At 53.9% G+C, this 20,047-nt stretch carries 21 protein-coding genes; 6 read left to right on the forward strand and 15 right to left on the reverse strand.

All coding sequences use genetic code 11. The features are described 5' to 3' along the window. Window positions 1-8: 8 nt before the first annotated feature. The 12 genes from APA10_RS00265 to secA all read right to left on the reverse strand — a co-directional run bounded on the left by APA10_RS00265 (window position 9) and on the right by secA (window position 11,513). Window positions 9-773: a tol-pal system YbgF family protein gene (locus APA10_RS00265; RefSeq protein WP_003629655.1), complete on the reverse strand. Its 765-nt coding sequence runs from the start codon at window positions 771-773 to the stop codon at window positions 9-11. A gap of 117 nt (window positions 774-890) precedes the next feature. Further along, entirely contained in the window at window positions 891-1,373 is a 483-nt protein-coding gene (pal, locus tag APA10_RS00270; protein ID WP_014457603.1) for a peptidoglycan-associated lipoprotein Pal, read from the reverse strand. Window positions 1,374-1,696: 323 nt separating this feature from the next. Further along, complete coding sequence (gene tolB / locus APA10_RS00275; protein WP_003623347.1) at window positions 1,697-3,061, reverse strand: Tol-Pal system beta propeller repeat protein TolB; 1,365 nt, start codon at window positions 3,059-3,061, stop codon at window positions 1,697-1,699. Between the two features lie 23 nt (window positions 3,062-3,084). After that, window positions 3,085-4,092 carry an energy transducer TonB gene (locus APA10_RS00280; protein WP_080587097.1) on the reverse strand — a complete coding sequence of 336 codons (1,008 nt, stop codon included), beginning with the start codon at window positions 4,090-4,092 and terminating at the stop codon, window positions 3,085-3,087. A gap of 30 nt (window positions 4,093-4,122) precedes the next feature. Then, window positions 4,123-4,554, reverse strand: a complete 432-nt coding sequence (gene tolR / locus APA10_RS00285; protein ID WP_006115643.1) for a protein TolR — start codon at window positions 4,552-4,554, stop codon at window positions 4,123-4,125. Between the two features lie 3 nt (window positions 4,555-4,557). After that, complete coding sequence (gene tolQ, locus APA10_RS00290; RefSeq protein WP_003623344.1) at window positions 4,558-5,298, reverse strand: protein TolQ; 741 nt, start codon at window positions 5,296-5,298, stop codon at window positions 4,558-4,560. Window positions 5,299-5,396: 98 nt separating this feature from the next. Continuing rightward, window positions 5,397-5,810, reverse strand: coding sequence for a tol-pal system-associated acyl-CoA thioesterase (gene ybgC, locus APA10_RS00295; RefSeq protein ID WP_003623343.1), 414 nt, complete (start codon window positions 5,808-5,810; stop codon window positions 5,397-5,399). Beyond that, entirely contained in the window at window positions 5,807-6,883 is a 1,077-nt protein-coding gene (gene ruvB, locus APA10_RS00300; protein WP_003629651.1) for a Holliday junction branch migration DNA helicase RuvB, read from the reverse strand. Before ruvB ends, ybgC begins: the two co-directional genes overlap by 4 nt. Beyond that, the gene (gene ruvA / locus APA10_RS00305; RefSeq protein ID WP_003623341.1) at window positions 6,880-7,488 is read right to left on the reverse strand and encodes a Holliday junction branch migration protein RuvA; all 609 of its coding nucleotides are present in this window, start codon (window positions 7,486-7,488) and stop codon (window positions 6,880-6,882) included. The genes ruvB and ruvA overlap by 4 nt, the downstream gene beginning before the upstream one ends. Further along, window positions 7,485-7,991, reverse strand: a complete 507-nt coding sequence (ruvC, locus tag APA10_RS00310; protein WP_003623340.1) for a crossover junction endodeoxyribonuclease RuvC — start codon at window positions 7,989-7,991, stop codon at window positions 7,485-7,487. Before ruvC ends, ruvA begins: the two co-directional genes overlap by 4 nt. Window positions 7,992-7,997: 6 nt before the next feature. Next, entirely contained in the window at window positions 7,998-8,747 is a 750-nt protein-coding gene (locus APA10_RS00315) for a YebC/PmpR family DNA-binding transcriptional regulator (protein WP_003629649.1), read from the reverse strand. A 39-nt stretch (window positions 8,748-8,786) separates the two neighbouring features. Continuing rightward, on the reverse strand, window positions 8,787-11,513 hold the full coding sequence (gene secA, locus APA10_RS00320; RefSeq protein ID WP_035365826.1) for a preprotein translocase subunit SecA: 2,727 nt from the start codon (window positions 11,511-11,513) through the stop codon (window positions 8,787-8,789). A gap of 88 nt (window positions 11,514-11,601) precedes the next feature. On the opposite strand from secA, the gene APA10_RS00325 reads away from it, so the two are divergent. From APA10_RS00325 to APA10_RS00345, 5 genes are all read left to right on the forward strand, one after another. After that, complete coding sequence (locus tag APA10_RS00325) at window positions 11,602-12,660, forward strand: peptidylprolyl isomerase (protein ID WP_080587098.1); 1,059 nt, start codon at window positions 11,602-11,604, stop codon at window positions 12,658-12,660. A 74-nt stretch (window positions 12,661-12,734) separates the two neighbouring features. Next, window positions 12,735-13,982 (forward strand): bifunctional glutamate N-acetyltransferase/amino-acid acetyltransferase ArgJ, encoded by a 1,248-nt coding sequence (gene argJ / locus APA10_RS00330; RefSeq protein WP_003630299.1) that lies wholly within the window; start codon window positions 12,735-12,737, stop codon window positions 13,980-13,982. Window positions 13,983-14,037: 55 nt separating this feature from the next. After that, window positions 14,038-14,667: an RDD family protein gene (locus tag APA10_RS00335; RefSeq protein ID WP_003630300.1), complete on the forward strand. Its 630-nt coding sequence runs from the start codon at window positions 14,038-14,040 to the stop codon at window positions 14,665-14,667. 47 nt (window positions 14,668-14,714) lie between these two features. Further along, window positions 14,715-17,348: a mechanosensitive ion channel family protein gene (locus APA10_RS00340; RefSeq protein ID WP_080587099.1), complete on the forward strand. Its 2,634-nt coding sequence runs from the start codon at window positions 14,715-14,717 to the stop codon at window positions 17,346-17,348. After that, window positions 17,341-18,093, forward strand: coding sequence for a 2OG-Fe dioxygenase family protein (locus APA10_RS00345; protein WP_003623333.1), 753 nt, complete (start codon window positions 17,341-17,343; stop codon window positions 18,091-18,093). Before APA10_RS00340 ends, APA10_RS00345 begins: the two co-directional genes overlap by 8 nt. Window positions 18,094-18,124: 31 nt before the next feature. Here APA10_RS00345 and APA10_RS15060 read toward each other — a convergent pair whose 3' ends face one another. Next, the gene (locus tag APA10_RS15060; protein ID WP_003623332.1) at window positions 18,125-18,289 is read right to left on the reverse strand and encodes a hypothetical protein; all 165 of its coding nucleotides are present in this window, start codon (window positions 18,287-18,289) and stop codon (window positions 18,125-18,127) included. Window positions 18,290-18,455: 166 nt separating this feature from the next. On the opposite strand from APA10_RS15060, the gene APA10_RS00350 reads away from it, so the two are divergent. Further along, window positions 18,456-18,872, forward strand: coding sequence for a hypothetical protein (locus APA10_RS00350; RefSeq protein ID WP_003623329.1), 417 nt, complete (start codon window positions 18,456-18,458; stop codon window positions 18,870-18,872). A gap of 63 nt (window positions 18,873-18,935) precedes the next feature. Here APA10_RS00350 and APA10_RS00355 read toward each other — a convergent pair whose 3' ends face one another. Further along, window positions 18,936-19,850: a DnaJ C-terminal domain-containing protein gene (locus APA10_RS00355; protein WP_003630302.1), complete on the reverse strand. Its 915-nt coding sequence runs from the start codon at window positions 19,848-19,850 to the stop codon at window positions 18,936-18,938. Further along, window positions 19,847-20,017, reverse strand: a complete 171-nt coding sequence (locus tag APA10_RS15065) for a hypothetical protein (RefSeq protein WP_003623324.1) — start codon at window positions 20,015-20,017, stop codon at window positions 19,847-19,849. The genes APA10_RS00355 and APA10_RS15065 overlap by 4 nt, the downstream gene beginning before the upstream one ends. Between the last annotated feature and the right edge of the window lie 30 nt (window positions 20,018-20,047).

Here is a 20,047-nt window from a genome sequence, read left to right on the forward strand (position 1 = left end):
GCCAACCGTTATTCGCAGCTGCCCCGTTTGGCATATACTTCTGCCGCATGCGCAACTCGGGTGGAAGGTGTTGGAAATTCTGCTTTCAGCTTGGAAAGTGCTTCACATGATGCCTTTTTATCACCCAATGCCAGCAGGGACGCAGAAACACCCAACAGCGCATCTGGCGCACGCCCGCTTTTAGGAGCCTGACGGTAAGCATCATAATAGGCCACGGCAGACTGACGATACTGCTTTTGCCCAGCCAAAGACTGCGCCAGCAGAAACTGTGCATCTACCTTAAAAGCACCTTTAGCATTCTTGAGTGCTGATTCGGCATCAGACTGCGCTTCTGCATAATCTTTCTTCTGCAAAGCAGCTTTGCCGCTGGCAAGCATCCCATCCGGTGTTGTGGGTTTTGCTGCTTCCTTAGGCGTTGTGTCTGTTGAAGCAGCGGCGGCTGTAGAAGCCCCGGCTGCACCAGCGTTTGCCTGTGCCGCAAACTGGTTATCTGCTATCTGCTTGGAAAGAGCTGCTGTTTTTTGCTGCAGTTCATTGGTCAGTTGATCGATTTCACCGCGCATATCACGCTGCTGCTGCTCCAATGTGCTCACACGGTCCAGCAACTGGGCAATCAGATCATTCGTGCCTGAATTTGCAGTATCCCGCGCCCATGCAACTGGCACACACACACTGCTTATTGCGGTTGCCATTGCCAACGCCGCAAGCCCTGTGCGGACATGCCGCGATGCTTTGAAGCAGACTTTCATCAGGTTCTTACCCTTCCACAACATATAGGCAGCAACATCATACCACTTTTACTGAAAGACAAGTGTTTACAATACAAAACAGGCCGGGCTTTAACACCCGGCCTGTTTCTGCTCTGTCAGCTTTCAGAAAAATCTGAAATCTTATTTAACAGAGGTAATGGCGTTACGGTTCTGAGCCCATGCATCTTCATCATCACCCAGGGCGGTCGGACGGTCCTTACCGTAGGAGATGGTGGAAATGCGGGAAGAAGCTACGCCCTTGGCAACCAGGTAATCACGCGCTGCATTGGCACGGCGCTGGCCCAGAGCAATGTTGTATTCTTCTGTGCCGCGGTCATCGCAGTTACCTGCAACTTCAACGTTAACCTGCGGGTATTTTGCCAGCCAGTCAGCCTGCTTCTGCAGGGTGTCTTTGGCATCATCGCGCAGGCCGCTTTTGTTCAGGTCGTAGAAAACGCGGTCACCCACGTTTGCAACTAGATCAGCTTCACTGCCGGGAACGGGGCCGCTAATGGTCGGCTGCGTGGAAGCAGCGCTGTTGGAGGCACCAGTGTTTGCATTATCGTGGGCGCAGGCTGACAGCAGGGCAACCATACCAAGCGCGGCAACTACTTTTAGTCTCATGTGTCGGATCCTGAGAATTGGTTCCTTGCGGAACTATTCGGGAGAAAAGAGTTCTAACCTTGTATCCCCGCGTCTTCTTCTGCTCCTCTCCGAACCCTTCGAAGAGCCGACGAATTTTGGAGACCAACTTGCCCTAAGCCATAGCTTATTCTGTGGGTCAAGTTGCATCTCTGTATCTCATACCTGCCATACACTTAGTGAGACGAAAAAGACACAGTTCTGCTTATTGCCTGTATCCGCCTTTATTGCGGCCAAATTATGGACAGCAAAAACCCCACATCACATTTTTGTGATGTGGGGTTTTCTTCATAAACAGCCAATTTTTAGCCGTTTAAGGGAGACCATGCCGGATCTGATGCAGCTTCTGGCGTAGGCAGAACACGGTCATTAAAGCCCGTAATATCCACCATTCCGATGGTAGAGTTAAAGCCTGCACCACCTGCACCTGCACGGCTCTGGCGGCAATAGGCCAACACGCGGCCATTAGGGCAGAAGCTCGGGCTTTCCACCGTAAAGCCCTGTGTCATGATTCGCTCACCTGTGCCGTCCGGCGCCATAACACCAAGCGAGAACATACCGCCAGCAATACGCGTAAACGCAATCAGATCCCCACGAGGAGACCAGACTGGAGACCCATACGTGCCCTGACCGTACGAAATACGGCGCGCACCACCACCGGAAGCCGGCATGATGTAAATTTGCGGGCTACCACCACGATCCGAGTTAAAGACGATCTGAGATCCATCCGGGCTAAAGCACGGGCTGGTATCAATAGCACCAGAAGACGTAATCTGACGGCGAGAACCAGATGCCAGATCCACAATATACAGATCAGATCCACCGTTGCGGGTAACTGACAGCACAACAGAACGCCCATCTGGTGAGAAGCGCGGTGCGAAGGAAATCCCTTCAAACTCACCCAGAATCTGCTGGCGGCCACTGGTCAGGTCAAACAGGTAAACGCGTGGGCGGTTGTTGGCGTAGGACATGAAGGCAATCTGATCCTTCACCGGGCTAAAGCGCGGTGTCAGGGTCAGCCACTTGCCTGTTGTCAGCATACGGGCATTTGCACCGTCCTGATCCATAACGGCCAGACGTGTGCGCTGGTGGCCACGCGGGCCAGAACGGGAGATAAAGGCAATGCGGGTATCAAAATACCCTTTTTCCCCCAGCATCCGCTCGTAAATAACGTCGCCCACAATATGGGCAATACGCCGCCAGTTTGCTGCTGAAGTTGTGTAGGCCGTGCCCTGAATTTGCTGATGGCTCAGCACATCCCACAGGCGCATTTCCACCCGCACAGAAGACCCACCGCCAGAAACAGAACCTGTTACCTGCGCGTGCGCACCCATGCTTTTGGAAGTTGCAAAATCTGGCGTGCCAGATGTTGTGCTGCCCGGCATAACCTTGAACAGGCCTGTATTGTTCAGGTCGTTCGTCAGCACTTCGGCAATTTTCTCGCCCAAGCCACCACCAAAATTGGGGATGATAATGGGAATAGGCGCCGTGCGGGCCTGATCAACCGTAATTTCAGCTTCTGGGGCACTGGCGGCCGCAAATGCACCAACAGGCATGGCCATAATACCGCCAGCAGCCACACTGGCCCCCAGCAGGCTGCGCCGACGCAGCGCGCCAGCCAGCACATCGGCTTCCTGATCGGAAATAAGGGGGCGGGTACTCATCACCATGTGTTTTCCTCCCTAAGGCCTGCTCAAGGCCTGAATACAAATTTCAGTTGCCGTGGCTGCCCCAGCAGTTCCTTGGGAATTGGCAGCTTGGCACATGTTGGACTTAGAACAGCAGCCCGTGCTCTTTCAGCCAGCGCACGATACGAAGAATCCGCATTCATGCGGGCCTGTGTTTCTGGCGCAAACTGCACAATGCGGGCTTCACCGGTTCCATCTACCGTAACCACCAAATGCGCCACAAAACTGGCATAATCCTTGGCGGCAGTATCTTCTGTGTAGCAGCGCCTTACCGCAGCCCCGATAGCTTTTTGCTGCCCAGCGCTCAGGCTGCCCGTAATGTTACTGCCAACAGGTGAACCACCACCCTTAGGCGCGCCACCAGCAACCGGATTGGCACGTGCCTTGGGAGCATGCGTCTGCTTCTGATCTGCCCGGAACGTATCTAACGTTTCCAGCAGGGAATGAGACTCTGCCTGGCTTTTCTTCGCCTTGTTTGGCTGCGTGATATGAGACGGAACTGCCTCATCCGGCAGCGTATCCGTTGGCTGCGTAATGGGTGAAGGCGGCGCAACACTATTTGTCGGCTGCACCGGAGATGGTGGAGACGGCGGTGTTTTCACAACCTCAGGAGAAGGCTCTTCCGCCTTGGGGGGCAGAGGCACATCTGGCAGCTTTTCAGATTCCGGCACAGGTGGCGGCGGAACAGGCTGTGGCGGCGGAGGTGGCGGCGGGGCCTCCTCATTCGGCACATCCTTCGGAGGCTCTGGCGTAGGCGGAGCTTCCTTTTCTTCCGGGGCTGGCGGCTTGGGTTCAGCCGCAGCCTTTTCTGCCTTGGCGGCAGGACCACCCTCTTGTGCGTCCGACTGCTCGAACTGCATTTCAATCGTAGGCTGTGGGGGCTCTTCCGGCGGCTTGGGCGGCGGAAGAGTGATCAGCAGTGCCAGTAGGAGCGCGACATGCGCGCCCCCTGACAGATAAAGCGATCGCCGGAGTATAATCTGATCAGACCGGCGTGGCCTTGCCATGGGCATTGTTCGTACCTCTCCACCCTATCGGATGGCTTAATGCCCACTGCTGGCAGGTTGCTGCGCCAGCAGAGCCACATGCGTAAAGCCGCCTTCCGTAATCTGCCCCATAACCTGCATGACCTGCCCGTAATCAATATGGGCATCACCCCGTACAAAAATACGGTGGGAAGGATCATTGTTGGAGGCAGCCTTCAACTGGGCCACAAGCTGATCTGCTGTAACGGGGTTATCCCCCAGATACAGCGTGCCATCAGACTTGATGGAAACGGTAATGGGCTTGCTGTCTGAATTAACCGGGCGCGCATCTGTTTTGGGCAGATCAACATTTACGCCGCTGGTCATCATTGGAGATGTCACCATAAAGATGATCAGCAGCACCAACATCACGTCCACCATGGGAGTGACGTTAATTTCGGCCATCGGACGCCTGCGGCGGCGTCCGCTTCCTCCCGACGGCATTGCCATATCTCAGGTCCTCTCTTCAGACTGGCGAGAAAGAATGGCAGCAAACTCGGTGCCAAAACCTTCCAGACGATCCTGAAAAAGGTCCATACTGTTGCTGATGACGTTATACGCCACATAAGCCGGAATAGCCGTTAGCAGGCCAATGGCCGTTGCAAACAAAGCTTCGGAAATACCGGGGGCCACAACGCTGAGGTTTGTGTTGTGTTCAGCAGCAATGGAGCTGAAGGAATGCATGATCCCCCACACCGTACCAAACAGGCCGACAAAGGGTGCAACAGGTGCAACAGTGGCCAGAAAGATCACCCAGCGGCGCAGGCGATCCATTTCCCGCGTGATGGTAATGCCAATAGCGCGGTCAACACGTTCCTTAACGCCGCCACGCACCAGATCCACACCGGGAATACGGGCTGAACGCCGCCATTCCCCCATGGCTGCACCAAATACGGCAGACATCGGGTTGGTTGGCTTGGCGCCATCGCTTTCATACAGATCATCAAGGCTGCCACCAGACCAGAAGCGATCTTCAAACCCTGTGGCTTCACGATTGATACGACGCAATGTGACAAACTTGTCTAAAATAATTGCCCATACCATTACGCTGCAAATAAGCAGCCCCAGCATGACAATTTTAACAACAAGCGAGGCGTGCATGAACAACGCCCATACTGACAAATCTCCCGCCGCACTTACGCCGAGATTTGCCGCATCAACCGCACGATCCAATAATGCCTCCTGCCTCTGCACCCCTTACGGGCGATCTGTCTCCGACTCGGTCGAGACACATGCTTTGCCCGACGCTTCTGCTTCTTACTTGGTTACTCAAAAAAGCAGAAGAGGCGCTTTCATCCCTTTGGTGCCAATTTCTGCAACAAATCACGCCATAACGGCGGAAATCGGGCAGGACGCCCATCTGATACTTTCACGCAGGCCAGACCAACCTCAACCTGAGCGCATATATCATCACCGCGGGTGCATAGCTGATCCAAGCGGCAGCTAGCTGCTCTCAGGTCAATCAAACGGGTGGTAACAGTTACAATATCATCCAGTTTCAGGGGCATTTTGTAGGCAAGGCGGGCATCACGCACCACAAAAACAAGCCCATATTCTTCCTGCAAACTTGATGCTGGCATACCCAAGCTCCGAATCGCCTCGGTACGCGCACGTTCTGCAAACGCCAGATACCGTGCGTGGTACACAATGCCGCCGGCATCTGTATCTTCGTAATAGATTCTAAAATCTATGGAGTGGGTGGTCATTCTTCCCCCTCATCCTCGCCTGCAAGGAAATCCATCTGCTGGTTGCCCCCGGTAGCAGAAGCCGGAGGGGTAAGCCCCAAATGCCGCCAGCCACGTTCACCAAGAACACGACCGCGCGTGGTACGCAAAACCAGACCTTCCTGAATCAGGTAAGGCTCAATCACATCTTCCAATGTATCGCGCGATTCGGCCAGAGCTGCCGCCAGCGTTTCCACCCCAACCGGGCCGCCATGATGATATTCGGCAATCCGCCGCAGGTAACGCCTATCCATGGCATCCAGCCCAAGCGCATCCACCTCTAGCCGCTTGAGTGCAGCATCTGCCACTTCTGCTTCTACCGGCACTCCGGCAGGCACGGTTACAGATGCAAAATCCCGCACCCGGCGCAACAGCCGCCCGGCAATACGGGGTGTGCCGCGGGAACGCCGGGCAATTTCCATTGCGCCACCTAGAGTTAGGGCAAAATCCAGCTTTTCTGCACCACGGGCCACAATTTTACACAGCTCTTCTGGTGTATAAAAAACCAGCCGGAGGGGAATACCAAACCTGTCCCGCAATGGTGTGGCCAAAAGCCCTGCCCTCGTGGTGGCAGCCACAAGCGTAAACGGCGGCAGATCTATGCGAACAGACCGTGCAGCAGGACCTTCACCAATGATCAGATCAAGCTGGAAATCTTCCATCGCAGGATAGAGAATTTCCTCAATGGCGGGCTGAAGGCGGTGAATTTCATCAATAAACAGCACATCACGCGGCTGTAGATTGGTAAGAATGGCTGCCAGATCACCCGCACGCTGGATAACGGGGCCAGATGTGGCCCGAAAACCTACACCTAGTTCGCGCGCAACAATCTGGGCCAAGGTTGTTTTCCCCAACCCCGGTGGCCCATGCAGCAAAACATGATCCAAGGCATCACCACGCTGTTTGGCTGCCTTGATAAAGATGGAAAGGTTTTCCCGGCTAGCCTTCTGGCCCGTAAAATCATGCAGAGTTTGCGGGCGAAGTGTGGATTCACCAACATCTTCCTCCCGCCGTGTCGCATCAATTTCCCGATCAGGCGTAAACTCCGCACTCATCGGGCAAGGTCTTTCAGGCTGTCACGAATCACCAGATCCAGTGTGGCAGCCGCCCCATGTGCATCCATGACTTTCCGCACCACAGGCGCTGCTTCTGCCCGGCGGAAACCCAAACCAGCCAGCGCCATAAGCGCATCTGCTTCTATACTGCCAGCAGGTGTTGCCATGGCCGGAATGGTAATACCGCCACCACCACCGGGCATTTTGCCGGCTTTATCACGCAGCTCTGTCAGAATCCGTTCTGCCAACCTACCGCCTACACCCGGCGCACGTGTGAGACTGGCTTTGTCTGATGTCATCAGCGCAGCCACCAATTCTCCCGGTGACAGAGTGGAAAGGATACCAAGAGCAACCTTTGCCCCTACCCCCTGCACGCTTGTTAGCAGCCGGAACCATTCACGCTCTGCACTTTCCATAAAACCGTACAGAAGAATGGCATCTTCACGCACAACGGTTTCTATCAGAAGCCGGGCTTTTTCTGGTGGGTTCGGCAAAGCCGCCAAAGTGCGTGTAGAGGCTGCAACAAGATAGCCCACACCGTTTACGTCTATAACGCAGCTTCCCAGATCAACCTGAATGACCAATCCGCATAAAAACGCAATCATGCCATTCTTACCCCGGCTGCAATATGGCGTGCACTGGCACGATGATGGGCGTGGCAAATAGCAACAGCCAGCGCATCCGACGCATCTGCACGGATAATTTCTGCTCCGGGCAAAAGCCGCCGCACCATCATTTCCACCTGTTTTTTATCTGCTGATCCGGTGCCAACAACCGATTTTTTAACAGAAAGCGCACCGTATTCCGCCACACTCACGCCAGCCAATGCGGGCACAAGCAACGCCACGCCTCGCGCATAACCCAGCTTAAGAGTGGCCGAACCATTACGGTTTACGTAAGTTTCTTCAACAGCAGATTCTTGTGGTGCCAACCTGTCTATCAGCATTAACAGGTTATCATGCAGCACCTTTAAGCGGTCTGGCACGCTATCAGCGCTATTGGTTGCAATAACACCATTTTCAACATGCCGGAGCCGATTGCCCTCGACATCAATCACGCCCCACCCTGTAAATCGCAGGCCGGGATCAATGCCGAGCAGACGTACCATTATGATTTATGCCGAAAGTTTTTCGGCCAGATCATCCGGCAGGTCAAAATTGGCGTACACATTCTGCACGTCATCGTGGTCTTCAAGCGTATCAAGCAGCTTGAACAGGGTGCGTGCTTTGTCTTCATCCAGCGTTACGGTGTTTTCGGGGCGCCAGTCCAGCTTGGCACTTTCCGGTTCACCAAAGCGTGCTTCCAGCGCATCCTTCACGGCAAAGAAGGATTCCACTTCACACGTTACTTCATGTGAAGTTTCGGTGGAGACAACGTTTTCTGCACCAGCTTCAATAGCGGCTTCCAGCATTTCATCTTCAGAAGCAACAGAAGCCGGGTACGTGATCACACCCAAGCGGCGGAACATGAAGGAAACGGAATTTGTTTCCCCCATAGAGCCACCGTGCTTGGAAAATGCTGCACGCACGTCTGATGCGGTACGGTTACGGTTATCGGTCAGCCCTTCAACAATAACGGCTACACCGGCAGGGCCGTAGCCCTCGTACCGCACTTCCACATAATCATCACCACCCGCAGCGCCAGATGCTTTTTTAATGGCGCGCTCAATGGTGTCTTTGGGCATGTTCACTTCACGCGCGGCAGAAATGGCTGCACGCAGGCGTGGGTTAGCTGCCGGATCAGGCAAGCCCGAACGCGTTGCTACCGTAAGTTCACGAATAACCTTACCGAACTGCTTGGAGCGTTTTGCATCCTGTGCACCTTTACGGTGCATAATGTTCTTAAACTGGGAATGACCAGCCATCTTCCTTACCTTGTCGTCTGCAACAGTGCCGGGCAGGCTTTAGACAAGCCGCCCATGACAATGCTTGTATTTCTGGCCCGAGCCACATGGGCAGGGCGCGTTACGAGGTGTTTCACCCCAGCTTGAAGGATCATCCGGCATAATGGCACTGCCACCGATAGGCGTGGCCATTTCCGGCGATGCACCGGGTGAAAGGCCCGGCCCCGGTTCCGATGCATATCCCTGCACTTCCGGGTCAGCATGAATTTCTGCCGTATCGGCAAACGGATCAGCCGCTGCTGGCGGGGGTGTCACTTCCACCCGTGCCATCAGCCCCACCACACGCTGGCGCATTTCTTCCAACATGAATGTAAAGAGCTGGAAGGCTTCGTGCTTATATTCGTTCAGCGGATCTTTCTGGCCATAAGCACGTAGGCCAATGCCCTGCCGCAACTGATCCAACGCATGCAGATGCTCTTTCCACACGGCGTCATATGTTGTCAGCAGAATCTGCTTTTCAATAAAGCGCATCAGATCCGGGCCAATATTGGCGGCTCGGGCAGCCTGCGCCTGCGTGGCAGCCTGGCTGATCCGGTCAGCCACAGCCTCGGCATCCATACCATCTTCCTTGGCCCAAGCTGCTATAGGCAGATCCAAGCCAAAGGTTTTCTGCACGTCTTCCGTCAGCCCAGCCACATCCCACTGTTCCGCAAAGGATTTTTCCGGGATACGGCGCGCGACCATTGCATCGATGACGTCTTCCTGAGCTTCCGTCACGATGGAAGAAACATCCTCAGTCGCCATGAATTCACGGCGCTGGGCATACACTTCCTTGCGCTGGTCGTTCATCACGTCATCATATTTGAGCGTGTTCTTGCGCATATCGAAGTTGCGGGCTTCGACTTTTCTCTGCGCCCGTTCCAGCGCCTTGCTCAACCATGGATGAACAATGGCCTCGCCTTCCTTCATGCCCATTTTCTGGAACATCCCGCTCATGCGGTCTGACCCGAAAATACGCATCAAGTCATCCTGAAGCGAGATAAAGAATTTGGAATTACCGGGGTCACCCTGACGGCCTGCACGGCCACGCAGCTGGTTATCAATACGGCGGCTTTCATGCCGTTCCGTGCCGACAACATACAAGCCACCTGCTTGCTGCACGATGTCATGATCCCGTGCAACGCGATCACGAATTTCCTTCTCAGCAGCTTCACGCTCTGGAGACTCTTCCATATCCCCCAAGGTCTGGGAGATCAGCATTTCCACGTTGCCGCCGAGCTTAATATCCGTGCCTCGACCAGCCATGTTGGTGGCAATAGTGATGGCACCCGGTGCACCCGCCTGCGCCACAATCTTTGCTTCCATTTCATGGAAACGCGCGTTCAACACGTTATGTGGAATTGCTTCACTTTTCAGCAGGTCTGAAAGCGCTTCACTTTTCTCAATAGACGTGGTGCCCACCAGAATCGGCTGGCCGCGTTCGTGCACATCTCGGATGAGTTTGACAACAGCAGCAAACTTTTCCTGTTCTGTCAGATAGATCTCGTCGTCTTCATCCTTACGGGCAACCGGACGGTTGGTGGGAATGGCCACCACATCCAGATTGTAGATTTCTGCAAACTCATCCGCCTCTGTCATGGCGGTGCCGGTCATGCCGGAAAGCTTGGGATAAAGGCGGAAATAGTTCTGGAAGGTGATGGAAGCCAGCGTCTGGTTTTCCTGCTGAACTTCCACGTGCTCTTTGGCTTCCAGCGCCTGGTGCAGACCATCGGAATACCGGCGGCCTTCCATCATGCGCCCGGTGAATTCGTCAATAATCACCACTTTGCCATCACGCACGATGTAATCCACATCCCGCGAGAACAGCGTATGCGCACGCAAGGACTGCTGAACGTGGTGTACCACAGCCACATGCTGCAGATCGTAAAGACCACCCTCATCCAGCACACCTGCCTGACGCAGCAGGTTTTCTACATGGTCAGATCCGGCATCAGTCAGAATAACCGTACGGAACTTTTCATCTTTTTCAAAGGTTGTCGGATCCTGCACAAGCTGAGCAACCACGGCATCCACTGCGCGGTACAGGTCTGAGCTATCTTCTGCCGGGCCGGAGATAATCAGTGGAGTACGAGCTTCGTCAATCAGGATCGAATCCACTTCATCCACAATCGCGTGGTAGAAGGGGCGCTGCACCATTTCGCCCAACTGGTACTTCATATTATCACGCAGATAATCGAAGCCGAATTCGTTGTTCGTGCCGTACGTAATATCAGACGCATAAGCCTGACGGCGCGCATCATCAGGCATGTTGGGCACAATCACGCCCGTTGTCAGGCCCAGAAAACTGTAAAGCCGCCCCATCTCTGCAGCGTCACGCGCTGCAAGATAGTCGTTCACAGTAACAACATGCACGCCCTTGCCTGCCAACGCGCTGAGATACACAGCCAGCGTAGCCACCAGGGTTTTACCTTCCCCGGTGCGCATTTCTGCAATGCGGCCAGAATGAAGCACCATGCCGCCAATCAGCTGCACGTCAAAATGCCGCATCCCCAACACCCTGCGTGAGGCCTCACGGCACACAGCAAAGGCTTCGGGCAGCAGATCATCCAGACTTTCGCCCTTGGCGATCCGGTCTCGGAATTCCTGCGTTTTGCCAGAAAGAGCGGTATCATCCAACGCCTGCACCTGTGGTTCAAGCGCGTTGATCTCCGGCACCCGGCGTTGAAATATCTTAAGCGTCCGGTCGTTGGCGGTGCCGAACAGGGCGCGGACAAAGCGTGAAAGCATGAACACCTTTCCGGAACAATGCGGCCCCTTACCCCTGCACTACCCCAAATGGTAATGCAGCAAGGGACACTGGCATGGCTGGCTTGCCGTGCAAAATAGGACCGGGGCGGGTTGCGGTCAACCAACCGTACCGGTGGAAGCAGGATTGAAACAGGGGTTGCCGGGTGGAAAGCCCTCCTTCATACAGGATAAACAGGTTTTAATGGCTTTAAAGGTTTTAATACACATGCGGCTTATTCCCCACGCGTTTGGACTGGCAGCAGCAGCTCTTTTTGCTACTACCACCCTTTGCACGCCCTCTTTTGCAGCAGACCCGGCCCCCGCAGCAGCGGCCGCACCTGCAAAGCCAGCAGACCCCAACGCCGTGGTAGCCACCGTGAATGGTGAAAAAATCACGCTGTCTGATGTGCAGACGGCCATGATCTCTCTGCCACCGCAGATGCGCCAGCTACCCCCGAACCTGATTTTCCCCATGCTGGTCAACCAGTTGGCAGATCAGAAAGCCATTCTGATTACAGCCCAAAAAGAAGGCTTGGATAAAAAGCCTGAAACCCAGCAGATGATGGTGAACGCATCCAACACCGCATTGCAAAATGCGTGGTTGTCTGAGCAGGTTATGCCACATCTGACTGATGATGCCGTTAAGCAGTATTATGATCAGAACTACGCAGGCAAGCCAGCTGAAAAAGAAGTGCATGCCCGCCATATTCTGGTGAAAACCGAAGCCGAAGCGAATGATGTAATCAAGAAGCTGAAGGCTGGTGCAGATTTTGGTAAACTGGCTGCTCAAGTTTCTACCGATAAGGGCAGCGCCCAGCAGAACGGTGGTGATCTGGGCTGGTTCAAGAAAACAGACATGATCCCGGCCTTCTCCGATGCCGCCTTCGCCATGAAAAAGGGTGAAATCAGCAGCACTCCGGTGAAAAGCCAGTATGGCTACCATGTCATTCAGGTGCTGGACACACGTACAGACCCGGTTCCCACACTGGACGCAGTGCGTGACAAAATCCGTCAGGCCCTTATCCAGAAATATGTGCGTGAAGCCGTGGATAAAGCCACCAATCAGGTCAAAATCGTACGTTTTGACCCCAACACCGGCAAGCCGCTGGCTGATGCGCCTGCACCTGCCGCTGCACCTCAGAAATAAGACCATTAAACCGCAAAACTCGCCCCTTATTTAGGGCGAGGTTTTTGCTCAGATACCCTTAAGGATACCGCCAGATGGCGCAGACAATCCCCGTTTCCCCCCTGGCCCTGCCAATGCCGGAACTTGGTGTTGTGCGTGGGATTCGCCTTGGCGCTATTGCAGCTGGTATTCGTTATAAGGGCCGCACAGATCTGGTTCTGGCAGAAATGGCCCCCTGCACCACAGTGGCGGGCGTATTTACCAAATCCAAATGCCCCGGCGCACCTGTAGACTGGTGCCGCGCTATTCTATCCAAAGGCGAAGCCCGTGCACTAGTTGTAAACGCCGGGAACGCCAACGTATTTACCGGCCAAGCCGGACGCAAAACATGCGAAGCCACAGCAGAAGCAACTGCCAGACTGGCCGATTGCTCTGCCGAAAATGTTTATTTGGCTTCTACCGGCGTTATTGGGGAAATCCTGCCCGCCGAGCGCATTACCTCTGCCCTCCCCGCGCTGCATACCGCCCTTTCTGAAACCGGATGGGAAGATGCCGCACGCGGAATCATGACTACGGATACCTTCCCTAAAGCTGCTGTCCGTAAAGCCACCATTAAAGGCACGGAAGTTATTATTCAGGGCATTGCCAAAGGTAGTGGCATGATTGCGCCAGACATGGCCACCATGCTTGCCTTTGTGGCAACGGATGCCAAACTACCTGCTCCGGTGCTACAGGCCCTGTTGAGCGCTGGTATCCAAAAAACCTTCAATTGCATTACGGTGGACTCGGATACTTCAACCTCCGACATGGTGCTGCTATTTGCTACCGGAGCGGCGCAGAATCCGGACATTGCCGCCACCACAGATGCTCTGACAGACCCGGAACTGGCTGATTTCCGCACTGCGTTGAACGCCGTTCTGCACGATCTTGCGCTGCTGGTCATTCGCGATGGTGAAGGCATTACCAAGCTGATGAGCATTAAGGTCAGCGGTGCTGTTTCCGATCAATCTGCATGGCGTGTGGCTATGGCTATTGGCAATTCCCCACTGGTGAAAACTGCCGTAGCGGGAGAAGATGCCAATTGGGGCCGTGTTGTTATGGCTGTTGGCAAATGTGGGGAACCCGCAGACCGCGATACGCTTTCTGTTTCTATTGGCGGTGTATGCATTGCTCGTAACGGCACCGTTGTGGATGGGTATGATGAAACCCCTGTGGTGGCGCATATGAAAGGGCAGGAAATCGACATTGCTGTTGATCTCGGCCTTGGCGCAGGCACTGCTCAGGCCTGGAGTTGCGATCTAACCCACGGCTATATTGATATCAACGGGTCTTACCGCAGTTAAACACTACTTTCTGCCCACTGCTTATTTACTTATCTTTCCTGCGGAGCAGGTTCTTATGTCCAATTCGGCACCGCCTCCCGGCTGGGGGGCTCCTTCTGGCGATTTTTATGGAATGCAGCCCGGCACACCCGCTCCTGTATGGATTTACGCCGGCTTCTGGTGGCGGGTATGGGCTTTTCTGATTGATGGCATTATCCTTGGAGCCATAGAAACCGTTCTGGGCTTTTTTGTTGCACCCAATGTCACTGTGGATTGGCAGGAACTCCCCATTGATGGTTCCGGACAAAGCATGAATGTGGTAGATGTTGCCTCCTTCGTGCAGCCTGAAAACATCTCGGTTCTTATCCCACACATTCATACAGGTCCCTGGCCACTTGCCAGTCTACTGCTCGCCCTCATTCCGGCGATCTATTATGTGTTGTTTGAGGCATCTTCCCTCCGTGGTACCCCCGGTAAACGAGTATGCAGGCTGGAAGTGGTAACACTTTCAGGTGGGCAGATCAGTTTGGCACAGGCTATTCTGCGCTTTGTCATCAAGGCCTTTATCTCTTTCCCGCTGCTATATATCGGCGTCATCATGGTTGCGTTTACGCGGCGCAAGCAGGGATTGCATGACCTTATAGCCGGCACGTTGGTTATTCGGGCAGAAACGCAGCAAGTTGCACCCTTTCAACCACACCGGTAACTGACCCGCTCCTTCCTGAACAACTGCTATCAGCACGCATCATCTTGATGCCGCCCAATTTGCCTCCTACCCTAGAGGCAGATTGGGCGGCACTTTTTTGCGCGCCCTTATTATCTTACCCGTTCAGCAAAGGATGCAGCGCCCCCATGGCGGCCAATAGCCCGGATCAGAGTCTATCCTTTTCACCCTCTCCGCCTCAGTCGCCTTCTTTGGCTGCATGGCTTTGTCGTCTTTTTTGCCTATTTGCGTTGGGATTGGGTTTTCTTTTCCCTGTTACGCATGCGCGGGCAGATACGACAGCAGCGGTTCCTCAAACCAATGGTCTGACACAACAGGATGCTCAGCAGTTACTGAACGTTCTGAACGATCCGCAGAAGCGGGAACAGTTTTCCAAAACTCTTTCCCTCATGGCCAAGGGCTTACCGGCTGCACAACCAGCCGCCGCATCCAAAGCGGCTCCAGCGCCCGCAGCGGCTAAACCACAAGCCGATAACGCTGTGATAGACAGCGATGTCCATTCAGAACTGGATACGCTGCAAAGCTCGATTCATGGCTATCTGAACAACTTCACCAGCCTTTTCAAAGATTTGAGTGTTGTTGGGCCATGGTTCAAAAATGAAATCCGCAATCCGGCTTCTCGGCAAACTCTGATTGATGCGTTTAGTCGCGCCCTGCTGATTATTGGTCTCGCCCTCGTGCTGGAGCGTGCCACCAGCATTGCAATGCGCAAACCGCTGAACTCTGTAACGCAGCATGCAGAAAACAGGGAAAAACGGCTCGAAGCCTCAGCCGAAACTGCCGCAGCAGCCGATAGTAGCGATGCCGCAGCAGCAAACGATGCGGATACCACGCAAACGCGTGAAAATGACCAGCGGCGCGGCACCGAGGTGCTCCGTTACCTAGTACGCGTGCCATATAATGTGCTGCATTTTCTTATCAAGCTGCTGCCCGTTGGGGTGTGCCTGCTTGTCGGCTATCTGGGCGCAGAATTCCTTACCACTACAGCACAAGCCCACACTGTTTCCCTCACCCTTATCAATGCTTATGCCATTGCGCGTGGGCTTTATCTGGTTGTGGAAACAACATTGGCACCACGTTCCCCTGCTATCCGGCTTATTCCTGCATCGGATGAAACAGCACACTTGCTGACACGGTGGTGGAACGTGTTGGTGGCGGCCCCTTCCATTGTGATCTGTCTTTCCACCTTGGGAAGTGAGTTTGACCTTAGCCCCCGCGGTGTGGACGCCATGCAGCGTGCTGTGGTGCTGATCCAGCATCTGATTATTGCTGCCTTTATCTGGCGCCTCCGCCATATTGTGGCACGGGCACTGCAACCTTCCCCCAACATGCGTAAAAATGCCCTATGGGCTTTTGCTGGTACGCTGGCGCATGTGTGGTGGGTGCCCGTGATGTTCCTGGACATGGCGCTGTGGTTTGTCTGGGCCGCACATCTTAAAGGCGGGTATCAGTGGATCCTGCGTGGAACACTGTTGACGTTTCTCTGCTTGGTGCTTTCCCGCGTTATTGCCCTGTTGGCATACGGCCTGCAGGACAGGCTGTTCCGCATCAGCCCCACGTTGGAAGCCAGTTATCCGGGCATGCAAAAACGGGCGGATTTTTATTACCCGTTCGTGCGCCGGATTATCACCATTGCCATTATTTTCATCACCATTGTCTGCCTTGCTCAAAGCTGGAGCATCCCCAGCTTCCGCTTCTTCTTTGATTCCGCTCTTGGTGGCCGTCTGATTGGCGCAGCTATCTGTCTGCTTATCGGCATGACAGTTGCCGCTGTGGCGTGGGAAGTGGTGAACGGTCTGCTGGAAAAACAGATTACCCGTTACACCTCCAGCGCACAGGCCGCGCGCGCGGCACGTCTGCGTACAGTGCTGCCTATTATCCGCACTGTCCTACTGGCCGTTATCATCATCTTTGTGGCGGTTACCACGCTCTCCCAAATTGGTATTAACGTCACGCCCTTGCTAACCGGTGCCGGTATTTTGGGTGTTGGTCTTTCCTTTGGTTCTCAGAGCTTGGTTAAAGACGTTATCACCGGCTTCTTCATGCTGGCGGAAGATGCCATTCAGGTTGGGGATTGGGTAACCACCGGAGGGATTGCCGGTATTGTTGAGCATCTTTCCATCCGTACATTGCGCGTGCGCTCTGTGGATGGTGACCTACACATCATTCCCTTCTCGTCCGTAACCTCCATTGCCAATACGGCCCGTGGGTTTAACCAGGTTATTGTGCACCAGACGGTGGATCTGACCGAAAGCAGCGAACGCGTTGCCAAGATCATGCAGGACACCGTTCAGGAAATGCGCAAGGAAGATGCTTACAAGAACATCATCCTGTCCGATTATGTTGATCTGGGTGTTGATAGTTCGGACGGAAACGGTGCTGTGCTGGTGGGCTCCATCAAAACCGCACCTATGATGAAGTGGAAAGTGCAGCGTGAGTTTTACCGCCGCATTGCAAACCGCATGGCAGCGCAGGGTGTAAAATTCTACACGCCAACATCTTACTCCACCACGCCACCCGGCACGCCGGTCCATTTGGCAATGGACACAATGCCGCCGGAACTGCTTGAAAAAATCAACCAACGTGCAGCTCAGGCGCAGGAAGAAGCTAAACCTTCTGCCCCAGAGGCACCGTCTGCAGCAAAAGAACCACCACATGCCTGAAACCGGCCTGAACCTTTCAGGGGGTGCAATATCCCTTGATTGTATTGAAAAACCGCTAGCGCAGGAGGGCTTTGCCTTCCTGCAAGCGGCCAGCATGCGCCCCATTCTGCAAGGTTTTGGGTTAGCTGATTGGGATCAGTTTGCCGCAAGCTGGAATGATCTGGGATGTGACCGATATATGGCGGATGGCGGACGGTATCGCCGCCGCCGCTACGCCACGTTCTCACTTTCTGATCAGGAAATCCTGCGCAAACCTCATCAGCCCCATTATCAGAGTCGAGATTACAATACACTGAATGGAGGGATTGAACGCTGGTTTCAGCCTGTGCTGCCAGAAATTGGCAATAACCCAGCTTTATTATCCATTCTAAAGCTTATGCATCGGCTGGCAGTGGATATGACCCCTGCCAAGCAACGCCCTTCAGCATGGCATGCAGAAATTCATCAGTTCCGCATTGAAGCCAGCAAAGATACTGCCGGGCAGCCTACGCCGGAAGGCCTGCACCGGGATGGAGTGGATTGGGTCTGTGTTGTGATGATCCGCAGAGAAAATATTGCGCGCGGAGAAACATCCATTCACGATCTTAACCGCCAACGCGTAGGTGGCTTTACACTCACCAACCCTCTGGATACCGCATTTGTAAACGATAGCCGCGTGTATCATGGGGTAACGCCTGTGCAGGCTGTAGACCCTGCCTTACCCGCTTATCGTGATGTATTGGTTGTGACACTTCGCCACGAGTAAAAGAAAAAGGCCGGTTTATCCGGCCTTTTTGTTAGTAGCCTGCGTAATAAATAGCGTGCAGGCCTAATGCCAGGCAGGCAAATACAAAAAACATGGCACCTGCCATCTGGCAGCATTCTTTAAAAGAAATGGTATCATAAGCAGAAGCTGCAGAAGCCGGAGAAACTACACTGTTTTGCCGTTCTGCTTCACTCATACCTGTGCCCTTTTCATTTTATGCAATGCTGGTTTGTCTGTGGCACTTATCTGGCTACGATTACCCTTTTCGTCAAGAGCTATGGGTTGGCCCCATGTCCTAAAATGGGTGGACGCCACCCCCGCCGGGGGTTCACATAAGAAGAAATTCATTTGGAGTTTCAGACTTGAAACAGATTGCCTCGGCACTGCTTGCCACCAGCCTCCTTGTCTCTCCCGTGTTCGCCCAAACCCCAGATAAGCCTGCCGCAACAGAAAAAGCTGCGCCGGCCCAGCCTTATTCCATTGCAAGTTTTATGGGGAAATGGGCTGTCACAATGGTTATGGAACCCATTACCATTATGGGTAACCGCGCTGTTGGTCCTGCGGCACGTTTATTGGTGGTTGTGCCAGACAATATCAGCAAAGTTGTCAAGCAAAACCACTTTGCCCTGGCGCGTAAATCCAATGAGGTATGGGAAGGACAGCAAGAAGACGTAACTGCTACGCTAACTCGCCTTTCAGAAAATACAGCTCAACTGGTGCTGCTTAAAAAAGACGGACATAAAATGGAAGTTCCTCTTTACCGCGATGACGGTGAATAACTGAAACTCCATACCTTTCCCCGCCCAAAAGAAATGAGCGGGGAAAGATTTTATCGGCCTGAATTATTTTTCTTCTGCAGGTTTCCAGTTTTTCAGAAACTCCTGCAAAGCGGCATCTGGCTTGCCGATTTTTACTTGCAGCGTCACATACAAATTACCCGCTGGGCGTGATCCATGCGCCTGCACGCCTTTACCGCGTAACCGCAATACGCTTCCTGTATCCGACCCCGCAGGTACGTTCATCTTCACCGTTCCTGTTGGGGTTGGCACCATAATAGCCCCACCAAGCACAGCAGTCTTAAGATCTACATCCAAATTTTCCCGCAGGTCATTCCCTTCCCGCGTGTATGTGGGATCAGGCATCACGGTAACGGTAATCAGCGCATCCCCGTCTGGGCCGCCCTGCACCCCTGGTGCGCCTTTACCACGCAGGCGCAACACTTTGCCGTCTTCTATCCCCGGAGGGATCGTCACATTAAGCGTGCTACCTTGGGGCAAGGTAATACGAGATTTACCGCCGTTCACCGCATCCAGAAAGCTGACCTTGAGCGTATAGGACCGATCTTCCCCCTTGCGAGGGCCAGAACGACGCGCCCGTGCGCCACCGCCAAACATGCCCCCGAAAAGATCACTCAGATCTTCTTCAGTAAAGCCACTTGCACCACCAGGACCGCCACTGTAGCGGAAGCCTCCGGCACCGCCGCCAAAATCATTAAATCCACCGCCACCACCAAAACCAGGATGACGTTCCTGCCCGGCGGCATCAATTTCACCCCGGTCAAAACGCGCACGTTTTTCTGGATCTGAGAGCAGATCGTTCGCCTGATTAACGGCTTTGAATTCTTCTTCCGCTTTTTTGTCATCCGGATTCAGGTCTGGATGATATTTTTTGGCTAATTTGCGGTAAGCCTTGCGAATGTCATCTTGGCTGGCACTTTTGGAAATACCCAGCACGTCATATGGATCACGCGCGCTCATGCAGCACCTCCCTGCTTAGCTGGGCTGGAATCGGAAAAATTATCCGTATCCAACAGGCTCATAAGCAGAGCAATCACCACATCACGCGAATACCCGGCCTGTTCTGCCTCTTTCACAAAAGCTTCCAGGCGGGGTTTAAGATATGCCTCCGCCGTTAAATTGTTCATAAATCACTTTCTCCATATCCCTGAAGGCCG

This window comes from Acetobacter pasteurianus subsp. pasteurianus LMG 1262 = NBRC 106471 (assembly GCF_000285275.1).
GTDB classification, from domain to species: Bacteria; Pseudomonadota; Alphaproteobacteria; order Acetobacterales; family Acetobacteraceae; genus Acetobacter; species Acetobacter pasteurianus.